This is a genomic window from Afifella sp. JA880 (assembly GCF_025379905.1).
In the GTDB taxonomy this organism is placed as follows: domain Bacteria; phylum Pseudomonadota; class Alphaproteobacteria; order Rhizobiales; family Afifellaceae; genus Afifella; species Afifella aestuarii.
The window spans coordinates 882,485-901,372 of sequence record NZ_JAOANH010000002.1 but is presented as its reverse complement, the minus strand read 5'-3'; the positions used below and the strand labels follow the sequence as shown (position 1 = coordinate 901,372).

Sequence of the window (18,888 nt, the reverse complement as noted above, 5' to 3'; positions counted from 1 at the left end):
AGGAACAAAACCCATGAAATACGCATCGCAAAGAGTGGCGTACTGGTACTTCGCCGGCGCCATGAGCTTGTTCGCAGTCCAGCTTCTCGCCGGCACGTTGGCGGGGACCGTCTACGTCCTGCCGAACTTCCTGTCGGAATTGCTGCCGTTCAACATCATCCGGATGATTCACACCAACGCGCTGATCGTCTGGCTTTTGATGGGCTTCTTCGGCTGTGCCTATTACCTCGTGCCGGAAGAGGCGGAGCGGGATATCGAAAGCCCGTTCCTCGCCTATGTGCAGCTCGGGCTCTTGATGTTCGGGGCGCTGTCGGCCGTCGCGGGCTACACGGTCGGTATCCATGAGGGCCGCGAGTTCCTGGAACAGCCTTTGTGGATCAAGGTGGCGATCGCCGTCGTCGCGGTGATCTTCCTCTACAATATTTCGATGACGGTGCTGCGCGGTCGCAAGACGGCGGTCACCAATGTCCTGCTTCTGGGCCTCTGGGGCATCGCCGTCTTCTGGCTGTTCGCCTTCTACGAGCCCACCAACATCTCTCTCGACAAGGTCTACTGGTGGTACATCGTCCATCTGTGGGTCGAAGGCGTGTGGGAATTGGTGATGGCCTCAGTTCTCGCCTTCCTGATGATCAAGATGACCGGCGTCGATCGCGAAGTGATCGAAAAGTGGCTCTATTCGATCGTCGGCCTGGCGCTGTTTTCGGGGCTTCTGGGCACCGGCCACCATTATTACTGGATCGGTGCGCCAGGGTACTGGCAGTGGGTTGGCTCGATCTTCTCAGCGCTCGAAGTCGCGCCCTTCTTCGCCATGGTGATCTTCGCCTTCTCGATGGCCTGGCGCGGCCGGCGGGATCATCCGAACAAGGCCGCGATGCTGTGGTCGCTCGGCTGCACGGTGGGTGCCTTCTTCGGCGCGGGCGTGTGGGGCTTCCTGCACACCCTGTCCTTCGTGAACTATTACAGCCACGGCACGCAGCTCACCGCAGCCCACGGGCATCTCGCCTTCTTCGGCGCCTATGTGATGCTGAACCTTGCCCTCATCACCTATGCGATGCCGTATCTGCGCGGCCACAAGCCCTACAACCAGTCGCTCAACATCCTCTCCTTCTGGATCATGACGACGGCGATGACGGTGATGACCTTCGCGCTCACCTTCGCGGGCGTCGTCCAGATCCAGCTGCAGCGCGTGATGGGCGAAAGCTACATGGAGGTGCAGGACCAGCTCGCCATGTTCTACTGGATCCGTCTCGGCTCCGGAGCCCTCGTGGTCGTGGCCGCGCTTCTCTACCTCTATTCGATTTTCGGTCCCGTGCGGGAATGCCACGCCAGCCGGACTGCGGTCTTGCAGCCCGCCGAATAGATTGAGTCAGCGCCGGGCGGGATCCCGCCCGGCGTCTCTTCCCGAGCAGCCGAAATTTCTAGAAACTCGCCGGAGCCCATCATGTCCGCGCTGATCAACACAGCCCTGTCCGAGCCGGAGCTTCCCTTCTACGCGCCCTCGGGCTCCGAATGCCTTCTCTTCGAACACGCCTATCGCAACCAGCTGCCGGTGCTTCTGAAGGGGCCGACCGGCTGCGGAAAGACCCGCTTCGTCGCGCATATGGCCGAAAAGCTCGGGCGGAAGCTCTACACGGTCTCCTGCCACGACGACCTCACCTCGGCGGATCTCACCGGGCGCTATCTTCTGAAGGGTGGTGAGACGGTCTGGGTCGACGGGCCGCTGACGCGGGCGGTGCGCGAAGGCGCGATCGTCTATCTCGACGAGGTGGTGGAGGCCCGCAAGGACGTGACGGTCGTCCTGCATCCAGTCACCGACGACCGCCGTCTCCTGCCGCTTGAACGCACCGGCGAGCTCCTCGCCGCGCCGCCGGAATTCATGCTCGTCGTGTCGTACAATCCCGGCTACCAGAATGTCCTGAAATCCTTGAAGCCGAGCACGCGCCAGCGTTTTGTGGCGCTCGAGTTCGGCTTTCCGGCACCTGAGGAAGAGGCGCGCATCGTCGCCAGCGAAAGCGGATTGCCGCGCGAGCGCTGCGTGCCGCTCGTGCGGGTCGCCAATGCGCTCCGCGAACTCACGGGCCAGGACATCGAGGAAGGCGCCTCGACGCGTCTCGTCATCCATTGCGCCAGCCTGATCGCAAGCGGCATCAAGCCGGAGATCGCGATCGAGGCGGCGCTCTTGCAGCCCCTGACCGACGATCCCGACGTGATGACGGCGCTTGCCCGTATCGCAGAGATCGCGCTCGGCTGACGGCGATGTCGATCTTCGAGCCCGAGGAGACGGTCGGCGTCTTCTGGCACCGGCTTGTGGGCGGCGTCAGCACCTATCGGCATCATCCGGAGGCGGCCGTCCGTCTCGACGAGGTACGCACGCGGCTCGGCGTCATGTTTCGCGCTTTCGGCGGCAGCGGCGCCGTGCGCATCACCGAAGGGGCGGCAAGCGTCTCCTTGCACCGTCTGCCGCTCTTGCAGAAGGTCGGGCTCGGGGCGGAAAAGATGCCCCAGGCGATCCTCGATGCGGAGACGTTGCGGTTACCGGAGGTCCTCGACGTTTTTCCGGCCCGCGCCGACAACGAGGCGCTTTATGAATGGCTTGCGGCCTGGTTCGCGCATGCCGGAGCGACACCGATGGCCGCCGATCCGCTCGTTGCGGACGTCTTGCGGCTGCGGGCCGCGGTCGCTGCCATTCGGGCGACGCTGGTGGCCTGGCCCGGATTGCGGACGACCTATCAGCGCTTGCGACAGGCGATGCTGGAGGTGCGCCCGCGCCGGGCTCTCTCTGGCGCTGAGGCCGAGATCGAGGCTGCGATCATGAGCCTTCTGGGCGGCCACCGGGCCGATGGCGGGCCGTTTCTGGCGCTGATCGAGGACGCGCATATTGCCATTGCCGGCCTATCAGCCCCGCGGGGTTACCGGCCGTTTCTGCCGGTGCCGCTCTGGGGCGAGGTGATGGCCGGTGACGGGTTGGCCCGCGCGGAAGAGGGCGACGAGCCGGGCGGGGAATCCGTCACGGTCGATGCCAAGCGCCGGCGGGCGTCGCGCCACGACAGCGAGCAGAGCGACCGCGGCGATCCTCTGATCCTGCACCGGTTCGAGACGATCTTCAGCGTCGCCGAAATGGTCAACGTCAACCGCAAGGTCGAAGACGACGACGAGGACGGCGCAAGGCAGGCGGCCGACGATTTGCCCGAACTCAGCATCGGCTCGAACCGGCAGCGCGCCGCAAGTCGGGTCAAAATGGATCTCGATCTGGCGCCGGCAGCGGCCGAAGGGGAGGTGCTTTCCGCGAGCCTCACCTATCCCGAATGGGACTTTAAGCGGCAGTGCTATCGCCGCGATCATTGCCGGGTGATCGCGGGACCAGCGGCCGAAGAGGGCGAGGACTGGACACCCGATGCGGAGATGCAACGGCGCATTCGCCAGGTTCGGCGGCAGTTCGAAGCGCTCCGCCCGAGACGTCAGATCTTTTATGGCGAGCCCGATGGCGAGGATATCGATCTTGCGGCGATCGTCCGCGATGTCGCCGAGCGCCGGGCGGGCGGCGCGGGATCGGAGCGTGTGTTCACCACGGCGCGCGCCAATGACCGCGACCTCTCCATGGCCGTCCTCATGGACGTCTCTTTATCGACGGATGCGTGGCTCGGCGGGCACCGCGTGCTCGACGTGGAAAAGAGCGCGCTCCTCGCCCTGACGCACGGGCTCACCGCCTGTGGCGACGAGCACGCGATCTTCACCTTCACCTCCAGGCGCCGGACGTCTGTGCGCGTTGCGAGCGTCAAGGATTACAACGAGCCGCTCGGCGGGCGCGTGATCCGGAGGATCGAGGCGCTCAAGCCCGGCCAGTATACCCGCATGGGTGCCGCCATCCGGCATGTTGCCGCCGGCCTCAAAGAGCGGCCGCAGCGGCACCGGCTGCTCCTGCTTCTGACCGACGGCAAGCCGAACGACATCGATTATTACGAGGGCCGCTACGGCATCGAGGATACGCGCATGGCGATCCGCGAGGCGCGCAAGGAGGGCATCCGCGTCTTCGGCGTCACCGTCGATGAGGCGGCGCGCGATTACTTTCCCTATCTCTTCGGCCGCGGCGCCTATGCGATCGTCCCGCATGGCGAGCGGCTTCCGGCGGCGCTGCCGGCGATCTATCGCCATCTCACCGCCTGAGAGACGGGCCGGTGACGCCACGCCAAAGATCCAAGTCTTTGTGATTGCACAAAGTTCGTCGGTCGGAAGGGCTCTATCAAGACGCCATGGCGCACCCCCGGACGCCGCAACGACAGGACCATGATCATGACCCTCGCCAAGACCTCTCTCGCCGCTTTCGCCGCCAGCCTCGCGCTCGCATCCTTTGCGCTCCCGGCTCAGGCGGAAGAGTTCGACGTCAAGATGCTCAACAAGGGCGAAAAGGGCGTCATGGTCTTCGAACCGGATTTCGTGCGGGCGCAGCCGGGCGACACGATCAATTTCATCGCCGCCAATCCTGGGCACAACGCCGAAACCATGAAGGGCATGCTCCCGGAGGGTGCTGAAGCCTTCAAGAGCAAGACGAGCAAGGATTTCTCCGTGACGCTCGACAAGGAAGGCGTCTACGGCGTTCGCTGCACACCGCATTTCGCCATGGGGATGGTGGCGCTCATCGTCGTCGGCGATCCCGCGAGCAATCTCGAAGAGGCCAAGGCCGTGAAAACGCCGGGCATGGCGAAGAAGAAGTTCAGCGCGCTCTTCGACCAGGCGGCCGAGCACGACGTCGCGGCAAAATAGGCAACACCCGAGACAATCTGGCCGAAGGGGATGCCCCTTCGGCCACTCAGCTTTCGGCGGCCGCTCAGCTTTCGGCGCATAGTTTCTCTCTGGCGAGGCGGCGCCTCTGTGACAAAGACGCACTGTGGAAATCGGGCGTTCCTGTCGTGGCCAGAAACCGCCGTTTCACGCGCCTTCACGGCCCTGTGAAGAGGAGCTTGTGATATCCCTCTGCCGCGCTCGAAAGCGGTGCGAGGCGAGGCCAGCCGTGCGATTGCACTTGGAAGTCACCGAGGAGTCTGATTTCTTGCGCCCCCATGGCCGCTGCTGTTTCGCGCGGTGGAGCAAGGGGGAACGAAGAGCGTATGGAGTGGCTGACAGAGCACAAACTGCCGATCGGCGCATTGGCGCGCGACGGCGTCGACTGGCTGACAGCCAACGCCTCCGGCTTCTTCGATAGCATCTCTTTTGCCCTCAGCTACGTGATCGACGCGATCTTGTACCTCCTGCAAACGCCACCAGCGTTTGCGGTCATCGCGTTCACCACGGTTCTGGCTTTTCTCCTACGGCGCTCGCTGGCTTTTGCGGTCTTCGTGGCGGCGGGGCTCCTTCTCATCGTCAATCAGGGCTATTGGGAAGAGACGACGGAAACGCTCGCTCTCGTTCTGTCCTCTGCCATCATCTGCATGGTGATCGGTGTGCCGATCGGCATTGCGGCGGCGCGACGGCCCTGGCTGATGCAGGGGCTGCGGCCGGTCCTCGATCTGATGCAGACGATCCCGACCTTCGTCTATCTCATCCCGGCGCTCATTCTCTTTGGGCTCGGCATGGTGCCGGGCCTGATCGCAACGGTCGTCTTCGCCATTCCCGCACCCATTCGCCTCACCCAGCTCGGCATCGTCTCGACGCCGCGGCCTTTGATCGAGGCGGCCGATTCCTTTGGGGCCACCTCCTGGCAGCGCCTCTTCAAGGTGGAGCTTCCCTATGCCCTGCCGCAGATCATGGCGGGGCTGACGCAGACGATCATGCTGTCGCTCTCCATGGTGGTGATCGCCGCCCTGGTCGGTGCCGACGGGCTCGGCGTGCCGACGCTGCGAGCGCTCAACCAGGTCAACATCGCCCGCGGCTTCGAGGTGGGCGTGGCGATCGTCCTCGTCGCGATCATCCTCGATCGCCTGTGCCGCGGCCAGACGGACAAAAAGGCATGAGCGGCACATCCTCACGCCAGCCGGTCGTCCGCTTCAAAGGCGTCGATATCGTCTTCGGCGATCACCCGGCGAAAGCGCTGCCCTTGATCGATGCCGGCAAGAGCCGCGCCGAGATCCAGGACGAGACCAACCAGATCGTCGGCGTCAAGAACGCCGATCTCGACGTCTACGACGGCGAGGTCGTGGTGCTGATGGGGCTTTCCGGCTCCGGCAAGTCGACGCTTCTGCGTGCCGTCAACGGCCTCAATCCGGTCACACGAGGCGAAGTCTTCGTACATGACGGCGAGAGCGACGTGCCGGTGCATTCCTGCGGAACGCGGCAATTGCGCAAACTCAGGCGCAACCGCGTCTCCATGGTGTTCCAGCAATTTGCATTGCTGCCGTGGCGGACGGTGCGCGAAAACGTTGCGCTCGGGCTCGAACTCTCACATGTCGGGCGACGCCGTCGGCGCAAGGACGTCGAACGCCAGCTCGAGCTTGTCGGCCTCGGCGGCTGGGGCGACAAGCGCGTAGAGGAATTGTCGGGCGGCATGCAGCAGCGCGTCGGGCTTGCCCGTGCGCTCGCCAACGATGCGCCGATCCTTCTCATGGATGAACCGTTTTCGGCGCTCGATCCTCTGATCCGCGATCGCCTGCAGGACGAGCTTCTCGATCTGCAGCGGCGGCTTCAGCGCACCATCATCTTCGTCAGTCATGATCTCGACGAGGCTTTGAAGCTCGGCAACCGCATCGCCATCATGGAAGGCGGCATCATCGTGCAGGTGGGCACGCCGCAGGAGATCGTGCTGTCGCCGGCGAGCGAATACGTGCGCGCCTTCGTCTCGCATATGAACCCGCTCAACGTCCTGCGGGCGCAGGAGGTGATGCGGCCTCTGCGGGCGAACGGGGAGAGTGGGCCGGCCGCGGGCGAGGGGGCAGGAGCAGAGAACGGCGGCGCCGAGAGCTTCGAGCTCGTCTCGGACGGGATCGTCCGCAACGGCGAGACGCTGCCGCTCTTCGATCTGAAAAATCTTCGCTCCGGTTCTCTGGCGCCCGGAAGTCTGGTGCGGGTCGGCCGCGAAACCGGATTGCGCGATCTGATCGATGCGCGGCTCATGCATCGGGGGGATTTCGTCGTTGTCGGCGACGACGGCGTCAAAGGCGTGATCGGCGACGAGGAGCTGTTCGGTGCGCTCATCCGCGGCCGCAGCGAGCTTCAGGCGCGATAGGCGACGAGGAAGGTGCCGCCGGCAATGGCGGCGATCCCGAGCCAGTTGAGCGCGCTCAGCTTCTCTCCGAGGAAGGTGACGCCGAAGACAGCGACCAGAAGCACGCTCAATTTGTCGATCGGTGCCACCTGCGAGGCGTTTCCGAGCTGGAGCGCGCGGAAATAGCAGAGCCAGGACGCCCCCGTGGCGAGGCCCGAGAGAACAAGAAAGGCGTAGCTGCGCGCGGGGATCTCCGGCAGCCCGCGAAATTCGCCGAGGGCTATGAGGATTCCGCCCAGAGCCACCAGGATGACCACCGTGCGGATGAAGGTGGCGAGATCGGAGTTGACGTTTTCCACGCCGATTTTGGCGAAGATCGCCGTCAGGGCGGCGAAGACGGCGGCAAGAAGTGCCCAGACCTGCCACGACAGAATGGGTGAAGGCATGCCGGTTCTCCTGCTATTTTGCTGGGATCGTCCCAAAGAGAGCGAGCATAGGTGGCGGGGAGGCGCGCGTCATGCCGACAAAGCGCAGATTCTCCCTCTGCGGATTGACAAAAGGCGCTGCCCGCGCATATCTCACCGCCGAAAACGAGCACGGGCGCGCGCCTGAAGGGCGCTGCGAGAGATCAATGAAAATTCGCAATTCGCTGAAGACGCTGAAGAACCGTCACCGCGAGAACCGCATGGTTCGCCGCAAGGGACGCATCTACATCATCAACAAGACGCAGAAGAAGTTCAAAGTCCGCCAGGGCTGAACCCTTCCGGTGGCCGTCTTTGCACGGCCCTCTTGTTGCATTTCCCCCTTTGACGCCGATGTCGGCAGGCTCTAGCTTTCCGGCATGAGGAAACTTTTGTGCCTGAGCGCCGGCTGTGCCGCGCTCCTTGCTGCTCTCATGATCCCGTCTCAGGGCGGGGCGCAGGAGCTGCCGCGGGCCAACCCGTCCCCTGGCCATCCCTCGTCCATTATGCGCCATGAGGCGCCGTCGCTGCGCGATCTCTCGCAAGATGACCTCTTCGAGATGCTCAAGGCCGCGCCGAACGAGGCCTCCGCCAAGCCGGCGGAGAGCGAGCTGCTGCGCCGTTTCCGCGAATCCGACAGCGACACGATCGATCTGTTCATGGGCTGGGCGAGCCGGGCGATGAACGGCGAGGAATGGGGCGCCGCTCTCGACGTGCTCGACCGAGTGGTGATTCTCGATCCGGGTTTTGCCGAAGGCTGGAACAAGCGGGCGACCGCGCATTTCGCGCAGAAGGAATACGGCAAGTCGATCGCCGATATCGAGCGCACGCTGCAGATCGAGCCGCGCCATTTCGGGGCGCTCGTCGGGCTCGGTATGATCCTGCGCGAGCTCAACGAGAAGGACGAGGCGATCGCCGCGTTCAAGGCGGCTCTTGCCATCCATCCCCAATTGACGGAAGCGCGCGAGGCGCTCGAAGAGCTGGAAAAGGAACAGGCTGGCCAGGAGATCTGATCGCTGGCCGGGCGTCTTCTGACTTGGCCTCTGTTGGCAGATCTCTCCTGACAGAGCTTCCCCTAATAGAGCGTCCTGGCGCGCCAGGTGTTTGCCGCAGCAGGTGAGGCGCCGAGAGGTTCGGCGCCTTTTCTCTTTTCAGATGCCGGCCAGAGGCCGGCCTTACATCCCTGAATGACCGTCCGGGCTGACGAAGGCGAGCCGCAGGAGATTGGTCGACCCCGGCGTGCCGAACGGGACGCCGGCCGTCGTGATGATCCGCTCTCCAGGAGCCGCGAAGCCCTCGTTGTAGGCAACGGAGCAGGCCCGGTCGACCATCTCGTCAATGTCCATGACGTCGTCGCTGACGACGCAATGAAGTCCCCAGACGAGGGAGAGCCGACGCGCCGTCTCGCGCACGGGCGACAAAGCGAGGATCGGCACTGTCGGCCGCTCGCGTGAGGCGCGCATGCTCGTCGAACCCGACGATGTGAAACAGACGATGGCCGCAAGCGACAGGGTCTCGGCGATCTGGCGCGCTGCGGCCGTAATGGCATCGGCACCGGTTGCCAGCGGTTCGGCCCGCTGGGCATTGATGATCATCGGATAATACTGATCGCGCTCGACCGCTTCGGCGATGGAATTCATCACGCGCACGGCATCGACGGGATGCTCGCCGGATGCCGATTCGGCCGACAGCATGACGGCATCGGCCCCTTCGAAGACGGCACCGGCCACGTCCGACACCTCGGCGCGCGTCGGGGTTGCCGCGCCGATCATCGATTCCAGCATCTGCGTCGCCACGACGACCGGCTTGCCGGCGGCCCGGCCGGCCCGCGTGATGCGCTTTTGAATGCCCGGCACCTGCTCGAGCGGGATTTCGACGCCGAGATCGCCGCGCGCCACCATGATGGCATCGGCGAGCTCGATGATCTCATCGAGCTGTTCGACGGCCTGGGGTTTTTCGATCTTGGCGAGCACGCCGACACGCCCGCGCGCCAGCTTGCGCACTTCGGCGATGTCGTCCGGGCGCTGAATGAAGGACATCGCGACCCAATCGATCGGCTCTTCGAGCGCGGCTTCGAGATCGCGCCGATCCTTCGGGGTGAGGGCCGAAGTCTTGAGCGTCGTGTCCGGCAGGCTGACGCCCTTGCGGTTGGAAAGCTGCGAGCCGGCGATCACCTCGGTTTCCGCCTGGTCCGGCGCGTTCTTGATGACGCGCAGCTGGACGCGGCCGTCATCGAGGAGAACGCGGGCGCCGGGGCGCAGGGATTCCATCACGTCGCGATGCGGCAGCTGCACGCGATTCTTGTCGCCAGGCGTCGGGTCGCTGTCGAGGATGAGCTTCTGACCGATTTCGAGCGGGATGCGGCCTTCCGCGAACTCACCGATCCTGAGCTTTGGACCCTGCAGGTCTACGAGAATGCCGATCGGGCGACCGTGCTCGGCCTCCACATTGCGGATGAGGCGCACCAGGCGGCGCATTTCCTCATGGGTGGCGTGGCTCATATTGATGCGGAAAATATCCGCTCCGGCCACGAAGAGTGCGCTGATCGTCTCAACGGTGTTCGAGGCAGGACCCAGAGTTGCCAGGATCTTGACCTTGCGATTGCGTCTCATTGGCTGTCCACGCCCCCGCTCGTCTGTTCTGTCAATTGTACTGTCCAGCTTGCCTGTTCGCCGGTGTCGACCTCGAAAAAGCCCGTTCTTTGGAAGCCGCGGGCGACGCAGTCGCCGACACTGGTGATGGTGAATTCCTTGTCCCGCGTGCACATGAAGGCCTTGCCGCCCCATTCGCCTCCGCGGTCGTAGTCGACGGCGTAAATGTAATAGTAGCGGGCTGACAGGGCCCCGGCGAGAAGCGTTTCGCATACGCCGGGATCAATGTTCCACCAACCTTCCGTCTGCCAGTCGTCGGCTCCCTTGTAGCCGATTGCAACCCCGACGCGGCTCGAGGTCTTGTTGCACAGCCGGAGGTCTGCCAAGGCGGTTCCGGCTGTCGCGGCGAGGAAGGCGGCTAGGGTGGTGACCATCAGCCCGAGACGTACTGGCGTCATAAGGTCTCTCGACGTTCTCACATTCTCGGCTGCCCCAGCGCGGGTTTTGCGCAGTGAGCGCGGCTTGTCAACGAGGTGGTGCGGCAAAGTCGTTGCTGGAACGGCGAGATTTTGGGCAGAGGGCGGTGTGGGGAGCACTCAGAGCGGCTTGGTGACGGGGCGATGCGTGCGGGGCCGCGCAAAGACGACACCTGCGAAGATCGCGGCCGCACCGACCGCCTGGAGGGCGCCGAGCGATTCGTCGAAGACGAGATAGCCGAGGAGAGCCGCGGCAACCCCTTCCAGAAAGATGACGAGTGCCGAGAAGGCGGCCGGCAGATGGCCGAGGGCGAAGGCGAGAAGGCCCTGGCCGCCGGAATGGCTGATGATGGCAAGCGACAGGAGGGCGCCGATTGCGGCACCGCTTTGCGGCCAGAGCTGCGTTTCCATCGAGACGGCTTCCACGGCGAGAACGGAGGCGGTGACGATGGAGGAAAGAAACAGCGTCCGGCCGCCGCCGAGGACCCGCCGCGCACGGCGCACGGCGATGAAGTACCCCCCGAAGAAGAGCGAGGTGATGAGGCCATAAATATCGCCGGCGAGATTTTCCGGCGAGACGGAAAGGCTCTCGCCGATAAGGAAACCGCCGCCGAGGAGACACAGGCCCAATCCGACGACAAGCCGGCGGTCGACCGGCTCGCCCAGGAAGAGGCCGGACCCGAGCGCCACCCAGACCGGCGCGAGCGTCGCCATGAAGGTGGCGTTGGCGACCGTCGTTTTGAGAACGGCGAGATGCCAGAAGGTGAGGTCACCGGCAAAGAAGATGCCGGCCAGTGCCAGCGATCCGGCGACGGGCCGCCAGGAGGGTGCGGTGCGGCCGGACGGGGTTTCGAGCCTCGCCCAGATCCACAAGAGCGGCAGGGCAAGTGCGACGCGCCAAAAGGCGCTCGTCAAAGGGCCGACTTCGGCAAAACGGACAAAGATCGGGGAGGCGCCCATGGCAAAGGCGCCGAGCACCAGCGCGGACATCGGGATGATATCCGGCATTGCGGTCACGAGACCGCTACGTTCACCAGCTTCGCTCAAGACAATCTCCGGCACGCCTTGGCCTCGAAGCCGGGCGGCGTTATGGATGGCAGGGCCTAACATGGCCGGGCCCCTTGCGAAACTGCTTCACACGGACAGATGAACGATACGAATGCGGCGCGGGCCGTGACCGAGACCGCGCCTGCCGATTCACACAAGGTTGTCCCGGGTGATCCGGGTGGCGGACTTCTGATCCTCTGCGATCACGCTTCGCGGCGCATGCCTCCGGAATATCGTGATCTCGGCATGCCGGCAGCGGAGCTCGAGCGCCACATCGCCTACGATATTGGCGCCGGTGCGTTGAGCGAGGAGCTCGCCGAACGTCTGGATGCACCGGCCGTTCTGACGCAATTCTCCAGATTGCTGATCGACCCCAATCGCGGCGAGGACGATCCGACCCTCGTCATGCGGATTTCCGACGGGGCGGTGGTGCCCGGCAATGCCCGCATCGGAGCTGATGAGCGCGCGCGGCGTCTTGAGCGCTTCTATCGGCCGTACCATCGCAAAGTGTCGGAGACGATTGATCAGATGATCGAGACGGGGCGCCCGCCGGTCATCTTTTCGGTGCATTCGTTCACGCCGGATTGGAAGGGAACGCGGCGGCCCTGGCATGCGGGCATTCTGTGGGACAAGGATCCCCGCCTGCCGCTGCCGCTTTTGGAGGCGCTGAGGGGCGAGCATGGTCTCAGGATCGGCGATAACGAGCCTTACACGGGGGCTCTCGCCGGCGACACGCTTTACCGGCACGGCACGTTGCGGGGCCTCGCGCATGCCCTCGTCGAGGTCCGCAACGACCTTATCTCCACCGCTTCCGGCATCGCGGAATGGGCCGAGCGCCTGGAAGCGCTCCTGCGCCCACTTCTCGCCAATGAGGAGCTCTACGAGATCCGCCATTACGGCTCGCATGCCGATGCGCAAGCGTGAAAGGAGAGACAGTGAGCGAAGATAGGGAGCGAAGCGAGATCGAGGCGGCTGTCTTTCGCCGGCTTGTCGAGCATCTGCGCGCACGCAGCGACGTGCAGAATATCGACCTCATGAATCTGGCCGGCTTTTGCCGCAACTGCCTGTCGAACTGGTATCAGGAGGCAGCGGAGGAGAGGGGCCTTACGCTCAGCAAGGCCGAAAGCCGCGAGATCGTCTACGGCATGCCGTACGACGAATGGAAGAGCCGTCACCAGGCGCCGGCGAACGCCGAGCAGCAAGCCGATTTCGAGAAGAACAAGCCACAGCATTGAGGTCAGGCCGGCCGCCGCGTGGAAAACGTGGATGAGGTCTTTCCGGCATTGACCGAAGCGGGCATCACCTGCACGCGAAACCCAAGAACTTGAATCTCAGGAGAAAATCATGGCCGAAGAGTCATCCGGACCGGGCGGGGTGGCCGCCGGCCAGCTGCGCGCCTTTATCGAACGCATCGAGCGGCTGGAGGAAGAGAAGAAGACCCTGTCTGAGGATATCCGCGAGGTCTATGCGGAGGCCAAGTCGAACGGCTTCGACACCAAGGTGATGCGCCAGGTCGTGCGCCTCCGGAAGCAGGATGTCGCCGAGCGGCAGGAGCAGGAGGCGATCCTCGACCTTTATATGCATGCGCTCGGCATGGCGCCGGCGGCGCTCGACGACGATGAGGCCGCCTGAACCGTCCGATGAACGAGGATTGCGCCGCGCCCGTGTCTGAGCCTTGCGAGGCGAGACGGGCGCGATCGACCTTTCTTCCCGCCCCTTTCTTTGCCTCCCGCAGGAGCCTCTATCATGACGCCGAGCTACGACATTCTTGTTATCGGAGGCGGCGTCAACGGATGCGGCATTGCGCGGGATGCGGTCGGGCGTGGCTGGTCGGTTCTCTTATGCGAGATGAACGATCTCGCCAGCGGCACCTCGTCGTGGTCGACGAAGCTCATTCACGGCGGTCTGCGTTATCTCGAATATTACGAGTTCCGTCTGGTGCGCGAAGCGCTGATGGAGCGGGAGAGGTTGTGGGCGATCGCGCCGCACATCATCCATCCCTTGCGTTTCGTGTTGCCGCATCATCGCGGGCTGCGCCCAGCCTGGTTTCTGCGGCTCGGACTTTTCCTTTATGACCATCTGGGCGGGCGCAAGAATCTGCCGCCGACGAAGACGCTCGATCTCAGAAACGACCCGGCCGGGGAGCCGCTTGCCGGCGATTATCGCCGCGGCTTCGAATATTCCGACTGCGCGGTCGACGATGCGCGGCTTGTGACGCTCAACGCCTGCGATGCCCGTGACCGGGGCGCGACGATCGAAACGCGGACCAAGGTCATCAAGCTGGAGCGCGTCGAGGGCGGCTGGAAAGCCATTCTTCGCACGTCAGATGGCGAGGAGAGCGAAGTTCGCGCCCGGCTCGTGGTCAATGCGGCCGGTCCGTGGGTCGACGACGTCCTGGAGACGGCCGCGGATGCGAAGCAGCAGCCCATTCGTCTCGTGCAGGGCAGCCACATCGTCGTGCCGAAACTCTACGAGCACGACCGCGCCTATATCTTCCAGAATGCCGACGGGCGCATCGTCTTCGCGATCCCCTATGAGAGGGAGTTCACGCTGATCGGCACGACCGATCGCGATTACGACGGCGATCCCGCCAAAGTCCGCATCACGGCCGAAGAGACCAGTTATCTGTGCGAGGCGATCAGCGCCTATCTCCGTCGCACGGTTCGCCCGGACGAGGTGGTGTGGTCGTTTTCCGGTGTCCGTCCGCTCGTCGATGAAGGCAGCGGCTCAGCGCAGGCAGCGACCCGCGACTATGTCATCAAGGTCGACGATGGCGACGGCCGCGCGGCGCTCGTCAACGTTCTGGGTGGCAAGCTGACCACCTACCGGCGCCTTGCCGAGACGGTTCTTCTGCGCATCGAGGCGGCGCTCAACGAAAAGCGGGGCAAGCCCTGGACCGCCGATGCGCCTCTGCCGGGCGGCGATTTTCCGATCGACGGTCTCGCCGCGCTGGAAGAGAAGGTGGCCGGCCAGTATCCGGGCCTGCCTTGTCCGCTGATCGCCCGGCTTGTGCGCGCCTATGGCACGAAGACGTTCGAGCTCCTGGAAGGGGTCTCATCGCCCGCCGATCTCGGACGGCATTTCGGCGCCGACCTCTATCAGAAGGAGGTCGAGTATCTCCGACGTGCGGAATTCGCGGTGAGTGCGGAGGATATCCTCAACCGCCGTTCAAAACTCTGCCTGCACGTTTCGGCGGAGGGCCGGGAGGCGCTCGATCGCTATCTCGGCGAAGGGATTGCGAGCGCGGTGACGGCGCCCGCCACGTGAGCGGACAGGTCGGCGCTCCTTTTTGAAGCGCGGACACCGCTGAGTGATCTCTGGTGAGTGATCTCTGGGATCTGCGTCAGTCCAGCGACGCGACGAGAAGATAGACCTGGTCGGGTTCGTCGATGAAGGCGAGGTCGTCCTTCGTGGCGAAGCGATCGGTGCGCAGCTGCTCTGCCTTGCTGATCGCCCGGGCGACACCCTCATTCACCGGAATGGCGAAGAACTCGACCGCGCCGGAGGGCCGCGGTGCCTGCAACAGGGCGAAGATGAAGGTCCGCGTCGTATCCTTGCCCATCAGGCGTGAGAGATCGCCGGAATCGGGCTTTTGGGTGATGAGGCGAGCGACAGGGGCCGCCGGCGCCGTGATTTCGACTGCGGCGGCGAGGCCGAGCGGGGTCTCCTGCGGAATGGCGAGGCCTGCGGCTTCTTCGAGCGCGGCTGGCGCCTCGGGGCGATCCTGGGCGGGGCGATCCTGGGCGGGGCGATCCTGGGAAGAGGCATAGGCGAGCGTCGCCTCCTCTTCGGCGGCGATCCCGGTTTTCGATCCGGCGAGACCCGCAGCGGCGTCGATGGCATCAAAACCCTGTGGCTCGGCGTCGAGCGAGGCCGTCACGATCGGACGGGCTGCCGGCAGAGTGATTTCTTTCGCCATATTCGACGGCGCCAACACGGCATTTGCCAGGACGAGGCCGGCCGTCGCCTGCGCATCGCGCGGGGAGGCGGTGGCCGGATCGGCGTTGGCAAGGGCGCGCTCATAAAGAGCCGTCAACTCGCTGGCGTCCTCGGCCGTCGCCGGGCCTGCCGTCTCAGGCATGACGGCTGGGAGGCCGTCCGGGCGGGCCTGCGCCATCGCCGCATAGGCGAGAAGACCGACAGCGTCTTGCTCGGCGATCTGAGGCGCCGCAGGTGCGGTCGGATCCGCCGTCTCCGTCCGTGTCGCCACCGCGATCGCCCTGATGGCGGAAGGAGCGGCGCGTGGCAGCATCTCCGGAGGAGACAGCTCTTGCGGCGCAACGCTGGCGACTTGAACTTCCTGAGGTGCGGAGCGTGCCGTCTGGACGGGAGCAAGGGCCCGCGCCGGAGCTGTCTTGGAGCGCATCGGGCGGGTCTGATCGCCCTCGTCCTCGTCGCCGTCGAAGACATTCTTCAGCCAGGCGACGACGGTCGCCTTCTCGTTCGGGTTCGACGATCCGCCAGATCTTCCGAGCGTCTCTTTCTTGCCGCTGCGGCCATATTCGGCGAGCACGATCTTGTAGCCCGGCAAAGGCTTGCCGTCGGACGGGATGTGCAGGGTCTTGCCGTCCGGGAAGAGCGCCAGGAGCTGCTGGCGCGTCATGCGCGGCCAGTGGCGGACACTGCCGACGTCGAGATGCACGAAGGGCGAGCCGGACGTCGGATAGTAACCGACGCCGCCGACCTGTTTCTTCAATGCGATCTTGCGGAGTCTTTCGAGCGGCACACCGGGGATGAAGAAATCCATCGCCTTGCCGGCGGTGTGCTGACTGCGCTTGGCGACGCCGGAGGAGCGCTTGCGCAGCATGTTGTTAGTCTTCAGAGAGCGGAAAGCGGAGACGACCGTGACAGGGTTTTGCGCGCCGGCCTCCTGATAGACCTCCCAGACGAGGTCGAAGAGGCGCGGATCCATGTCGGTCGGCTCGTCGGCACGCCAGTCGCGCAGAAAATAGTTGAGGCGCTTCAGCTCGCGCTGGTCATAGCGGCCGTTGCGACGGAAGGTGAACTCGCCGCGTTCGCCCGTATGGGCGAAAAAGAGCTTCAGAGTTCGGTCGCCGGAACGCGATAGGGATGGATCGGAACCTCCGAGAAGGAGGGCGAAGGCCAGCGTCAGGCACACCATTGGGCCGCGCAGGCGCGAGAGTTTGAACTCGGCCGGTATCAGCAAGCGTGATCGCCTTCTTTTGCGGGAAGCCCCTTCCCCATCCCCAGGCACGAGAGCGAATTCTCGCTTCTCTTGCTTAACGCTCAATTACAAAATGGAAAGCTGTGGCGAAAATGCGACTGAGGCGCCATTTTCTCGCCTCAGCCTAGGTCATGGTTACAGATTGAGTAACTTAGCCAGCTTCTCGTCATAGCCATAAACGTCGGGAACGGTCTTCAAGCTTCCGTCTGCTTCCGGGATCATCGTGAAGTACGCAAGGAAAACCGGCAGCTTCTGCTGCAAGTTGATGCGCACTTCCTGGTTCGAATACATTCGTTTCAGCCGCGTAGAATTCCACTGGTCGTCGTTTGCCAGGATGGAGTCCGCGAACGCCATCGGATCTTGCACGCGCACGCAGCCGTGAGAAAAAGCCCTCGAGGATCTCTGGAACAGGCTTTTCGCAGGTGTGTCGTGCAGGTAAACGGCGTGCCGGTTCGGGAACATGAACTTGATGCGGCCGAGCGCATTGCGGTCACCCGGCGGCTGACGAATGCGAAGCTGCCGCGTGTCGACCGCGTACCAGTCGATCCGCGTCGGATCGAGCCGGTACGTCTTGCCGCGGATGTCGGCGAGAAGCTGGTAGCCCGTCGAGTTGAAGTATCCATAAGGATCCTTCCGGATCTTGGGCAGCATTTCCGCGGTTACGATCGAATTCGGCACGTTCCAGTAAGGATTGAGGATGAGATGGTCCATCTCGTCGCCGAAAAGCGGGGTCGGATGCGACCGCTGGCCGACGACGACACGCGTCTCGTGGTTGAGCGCGCCGTCGCGGTAAACACGGACCATGAATTCCGGCACATTGACGAAGATATAGTCGTCGCTGAAGTCGCGCGGCATCCAGCGCCACCGCTCCATATTCACGATGACGGTCTTGATGCGGTTTTCGCGGCTCGCGCCGTTCAGGGTCTCAAGCGTCTGCGGACCGACCATGCCGTCGACCGAAAGGCCGTTTTCGCGCTGGAAGTCTTCGACGGCGGCGACGACCGTCTCGTCGTAGAGCATCGCATCGTTGCCGGCGCGATAGGCGACCGGCGTCGGATCGAGCTTGAGATCGGCGCTGTAATCGTGCGCTTTCTCCAAGAACCCTGCCGGGGGCTGTGACCGCGAGGCCTCATCCATCTTGGTGGAAGACGCGGTCTGAGCCAGCGAACCCGTCGTTTCCGGCTCCGGCATGTCCGCGGCCGGGACGGGGGCAAACTGCGCTTTCTGTGGCGGTTCCGGGATCTCGATGCCGAGCCGCTCGCGCAATGTGAGGACGCGCGGGTCGCGCTGGCCGACCTTCAAGGTCGGGCCCTCGGCGATGTGCGGCAGCGGCTTGCCGTCGCTCTCGCGCAGCTTCGCGAGCTTCGCCTTCAGCGCCTGATATTGCGGATGCGGGGGCGCAAAGGCGGAGATCGTGGCGTCGACATCCTTCGCCATGGTCGTCTTGGCGAGGGCTTCACCGAGATCCGGCAGGGCCGGCGCGTAATAGACTTCCTTGTTGACCGACTTCGGCAGAACCCGGCCGATCGCAAGATGCGTGATGAAGCGGGCGGCGTTCTCGCTGAGGGCCACGTCTTTCGCCGCAATGGCATCGGCATCGGAGAGCTGGTCTTGCGGCAGCTCGATCGCCTCAAAGTCGGAAGGAGCAAGGCCGTCCTCAGCCGCGCGGGCCATGCGGTCGAGCAAGGCACGGGCCTGCTCCGTCGCTTTGCCGTCATGAATCCACACGGGAGCGAAAGATCGCTCTTCATAAAAACTGCGCACCGACGCGGCGATGTCTTTGGCGCGCGGATCGGAATATCCCGGCTGATGGGCGAGAGCGGCCCGGATCGCTGCGGCTTCCGTCGTGATGGCCGGTGACGACGTCTCGGCGGCGTCTTCGACCCCGACCGTGGCAACCTTTAGGGCAGGTGCTGCGGCGACAGGTGTCGCTGCCATCAACGCCAGGAAAACCGCCGTGCCTCTCAATCGCATCCAACTCTCCAGTTTGTCA

General features: G+C 64.2%; 18 protein-coding genes. 12 read left to right on the top strand and 6 right to left on the bottom strand.

The features are described from left to right. Positions 1–13 precede the first annotated feature (13 nt). The 6 genes from NYQ83_RS12380 (at position 14) to choV (ending at position 7,156) form a co-directional block, all read left to right on the top strand. Entirely contained in the window at positions 14–1,360 is a 1,347-nt protein-coding gene (locus tag NYQ83_RS12380; protein ID WP_261215004.1) for a cbb3-type cytochrome c oxidase subunit I, read from the top strand. A gap of 81 nt (positions 1,361–1,441) precedes the next feature. Further along, positions 1,442–2,251 carry a CbbQ/NirQ/NorQ/GpvN family protein gene (locus tag NYQ83_RS12375; RefSeq protein ID WP_261215003.1) on the top strand — a complete coding sequence of 270 codons (810 nt, stop codon included), beginning with the start codon at positions 1,442–1,444 and terminating at the stop codon, positions 2,249–2,251. 5 nt (positions 2,252–2,256) lie between these two features. After that, the gene (locus NYQ83_RS12370) at positions 2,257–4,164 is read left to right on the top strand and encodes a nitric oxide reductase activation protein NorD (protein ID WP_261215001.1); all 1,908 of its coding nucleotides are present in this window, start codon (positions 2,257–2,259) and stop codon (positions 4,162–4,164) included. Between the two features lie 126 nt (positions 4,165–4,290). After that, positions 4,291–4,761, top strand: coding sequence for a pseudoazurin (locus NYQ83_RS12365; protein ID WP_261215198.1), 471 nt, complete (start codon positions 4,291–4,293; stop codon positions 4,759–4,761). 344 nt (positions 4,762–5,105) lie between these two features. Beyond that, the gene (gene choW, locus NYQ83_RS12360) at positions 5,106–5,948 is read left to right on the top strand and encodes a choline ABC transporter permease subunit (RefSeq protein ID WP_261214999.1); all 843 of its coding nucleotides are present in this window, start codon (positions 5,106–5,108) and stop codon (positions 5,946–5,948) included. Then, positions 5,945–7,156: a choline ABC transporter ATP-binding protein gene (gene choV, locus NYQ83_RS12355; protein WP_261214997.1), complete on the top strand. Its 1,212-nt coding sequence runs from the start codon at positions 5,945–5,947 to the stop codon at positions 7,154–7,156. The genes choW and choV overlap by 4 nt, the downstream gene beginning before the upstream one ends. On the opposite strand, the gene NYQ83_RS12350 is transcribed toward choV, so the two are convergent. Then, positions 7,144–7,581 (bottom strand): EamA family transporter, encoded by a 438-nt coding sequence (locus tag NYQ83_RS12350; RefSeq protein ID WP_261214996.1) that lies wholly within the window; start codon positions 7,579–7,581, stop codon positions 7,144–7,146. The genes choV and NYQ83_RS12350 overlap by 13 nt on opposite strands. 185 nt (positions 7,582–7,766) lie before the next feature. On the opposite strand from NYQ83_RS12350, the gene ykgO reads away from it, so the two are divergent. Both ykgO and NYQ83_RS12340 read left to right on the top strand, forming a co-directional pair. After that, entirely contained in the window at positions 7,767–7,892 is a 126-nt protein-coding gene (ykgO, locus tag NYQ83_RS12345) for a type B 50S ribosomal protein L36 (protein ID WP_092815928.1), read from the top strand. Positions 7,893–7,976: 84 nt separating this feature from the next. Next, complete coding sequence (locus NYQ83_RS12340; RefSeq protein WP_261214993.1) at positions 7,977–8,609, top strand: tetratricopeptide repeat protein; 633 nt, start codon at positions 7,977–7,979, stop codon at positions 8,607–8,609. A gap of 162 nt (positions 8,610–8,771) precedes the next feature. Here NYQ83_RS12340 and pyk read toward each other — a convergent pair whose 3' ends face one another. The 3 genes from pyk to NYQ83_RS12325 all read right to left on the bottom strand — a co-directional run bounded on the left by pyk (position 8,772) and on the right by NYQ83_RS12325 (position 11,710). Then, the gene (gene pyk, locus NYQ83_RS12335; RefSeq protein ID WP_261214991.1) at positions 8,772–10,208 is read right to left on the bottom strand and encodes a pyruvate kinase; all 1,437 of its coding nucleotides are present in this window, start codon (positions 10,206–10,208) and stop codon (positions 8,772–8,774) included. Further along, positions 10,205–10,621 (bottom strand): DUF1036 domain-containing protein, encoded by a 417-nt coding sequence (locus NYQ83_RS12330; protein ID WP_244514634.1) that lies wholly within the window; start codon positions 10,619–10,621, stop codon positions 10,205–10,207. Before NYQ83_RS12330 ends, pyk begins: the two co-directional genes overlap by 4 nt. Before the next feature lie 162 nt (positions 10,622–10,783). Beyond that, the gene (locus NYQ83_RS12325) at positions 10,784–11,710 is read right to left on the bottom strand and encodes a DMT family transporter (protein WP_261214990.1); all 927 of its coding nucleotides are present in this window, start codon (positions 11,708–11,710) and stop codon (positions 10,784–10,786) included. Positions 11,711–11,809: 99 nt separating this feature from the next. Between NYQ83_RS12325 and NYQ83_RS12320 the strand changes: the two genes are divergently transcribed. The 4 genes from NYQ83_RS12320 (at position 11,810) to glpD (ending at position 14,977) form a co-directional block, all read left to right on the top strand. Next, complete coding sequence (locus tag NYQ83_RS12320) at positions 11,810–12,634, top strand: N-formylglutamate amidohydrolase (RefSeq protein WP_261214989.1); 825 nt, start codon at positions 11,810–11,812, stop codon at positions 12,632–12,634. 11 nt (positions 12,635–12,645) lie between these two features. Beyond that, on the top strand, positions 12,646–12,945 hold the full coding sequence (locus NYQ83_RS12315) for a DUF1244 domain-containing protein (protein ID WP_261214988.1): 300 nt from the start codon (positions 12,646–12,648) through the stop codon (positions 12,943–12,945). Positions 12,946–13,054: 109 nt separating this feature from the next. After that, complete coding sequence (locus tag NYQ83_RS12310) at positions 13,055–13,342, top strand: DUF2312 domain-containing protein (protein ID WP_128291045.1); 288 nt, start codon at positions 13,055–13,057, stop codon at positions 13,340–13,342. Between the two features lie 114 nt (positions 13,343–13,456). Next, positions 13,457–14,977, top strand: a complete 1,521-nt coding sequence (gene glpD / locus NYQ83_RS12305; protein ID WP_261214987.1) for a glycerol-3-phosphate dehydrogenase — start codon at positions 13,457–13,459, stop codon at positions 14,975–14,977. 76 nt (positions 14,978–15,053) lie between these two features. Here glpD and NYQ83_RS12300 read toward each other — a convergent pair whose 3' ends face one another. Both NYQ83_RS12300 and NYQ83_RS12295 read right to left on the bottom strand, forming a co-directional pair. Next, positions 15,054–16,877 carry a DUF882 domain-containing protein gene (locus NYQ83_RS12300; RefSeq protein ID WP_261214985.1) on the bottom strand — a complete coding sequence of 608 codons (1,824 nt, stop codon included), beginning with the start codon at positions 16,875–16,877 and terminating at the stop codon, positions 15,054–15,056. A gap of 153 nt (positions 16,878–17,030) precedes the next feature. Next, the gene (locus tag NYQ83_RS12295) at positions 17,031–18,869 is read right to left on the bottom strand and encodes a murein L,D-transpeptidase (RefSeq protein WP_261214983.1); all 1,839 of its coding nucleotides are present in this window, start codon (positions 18,867–18,869) and stop codon (positions 17,031–17,033) included. Positions 18,870–18,888: the final 19 nt, after the last annotated feature.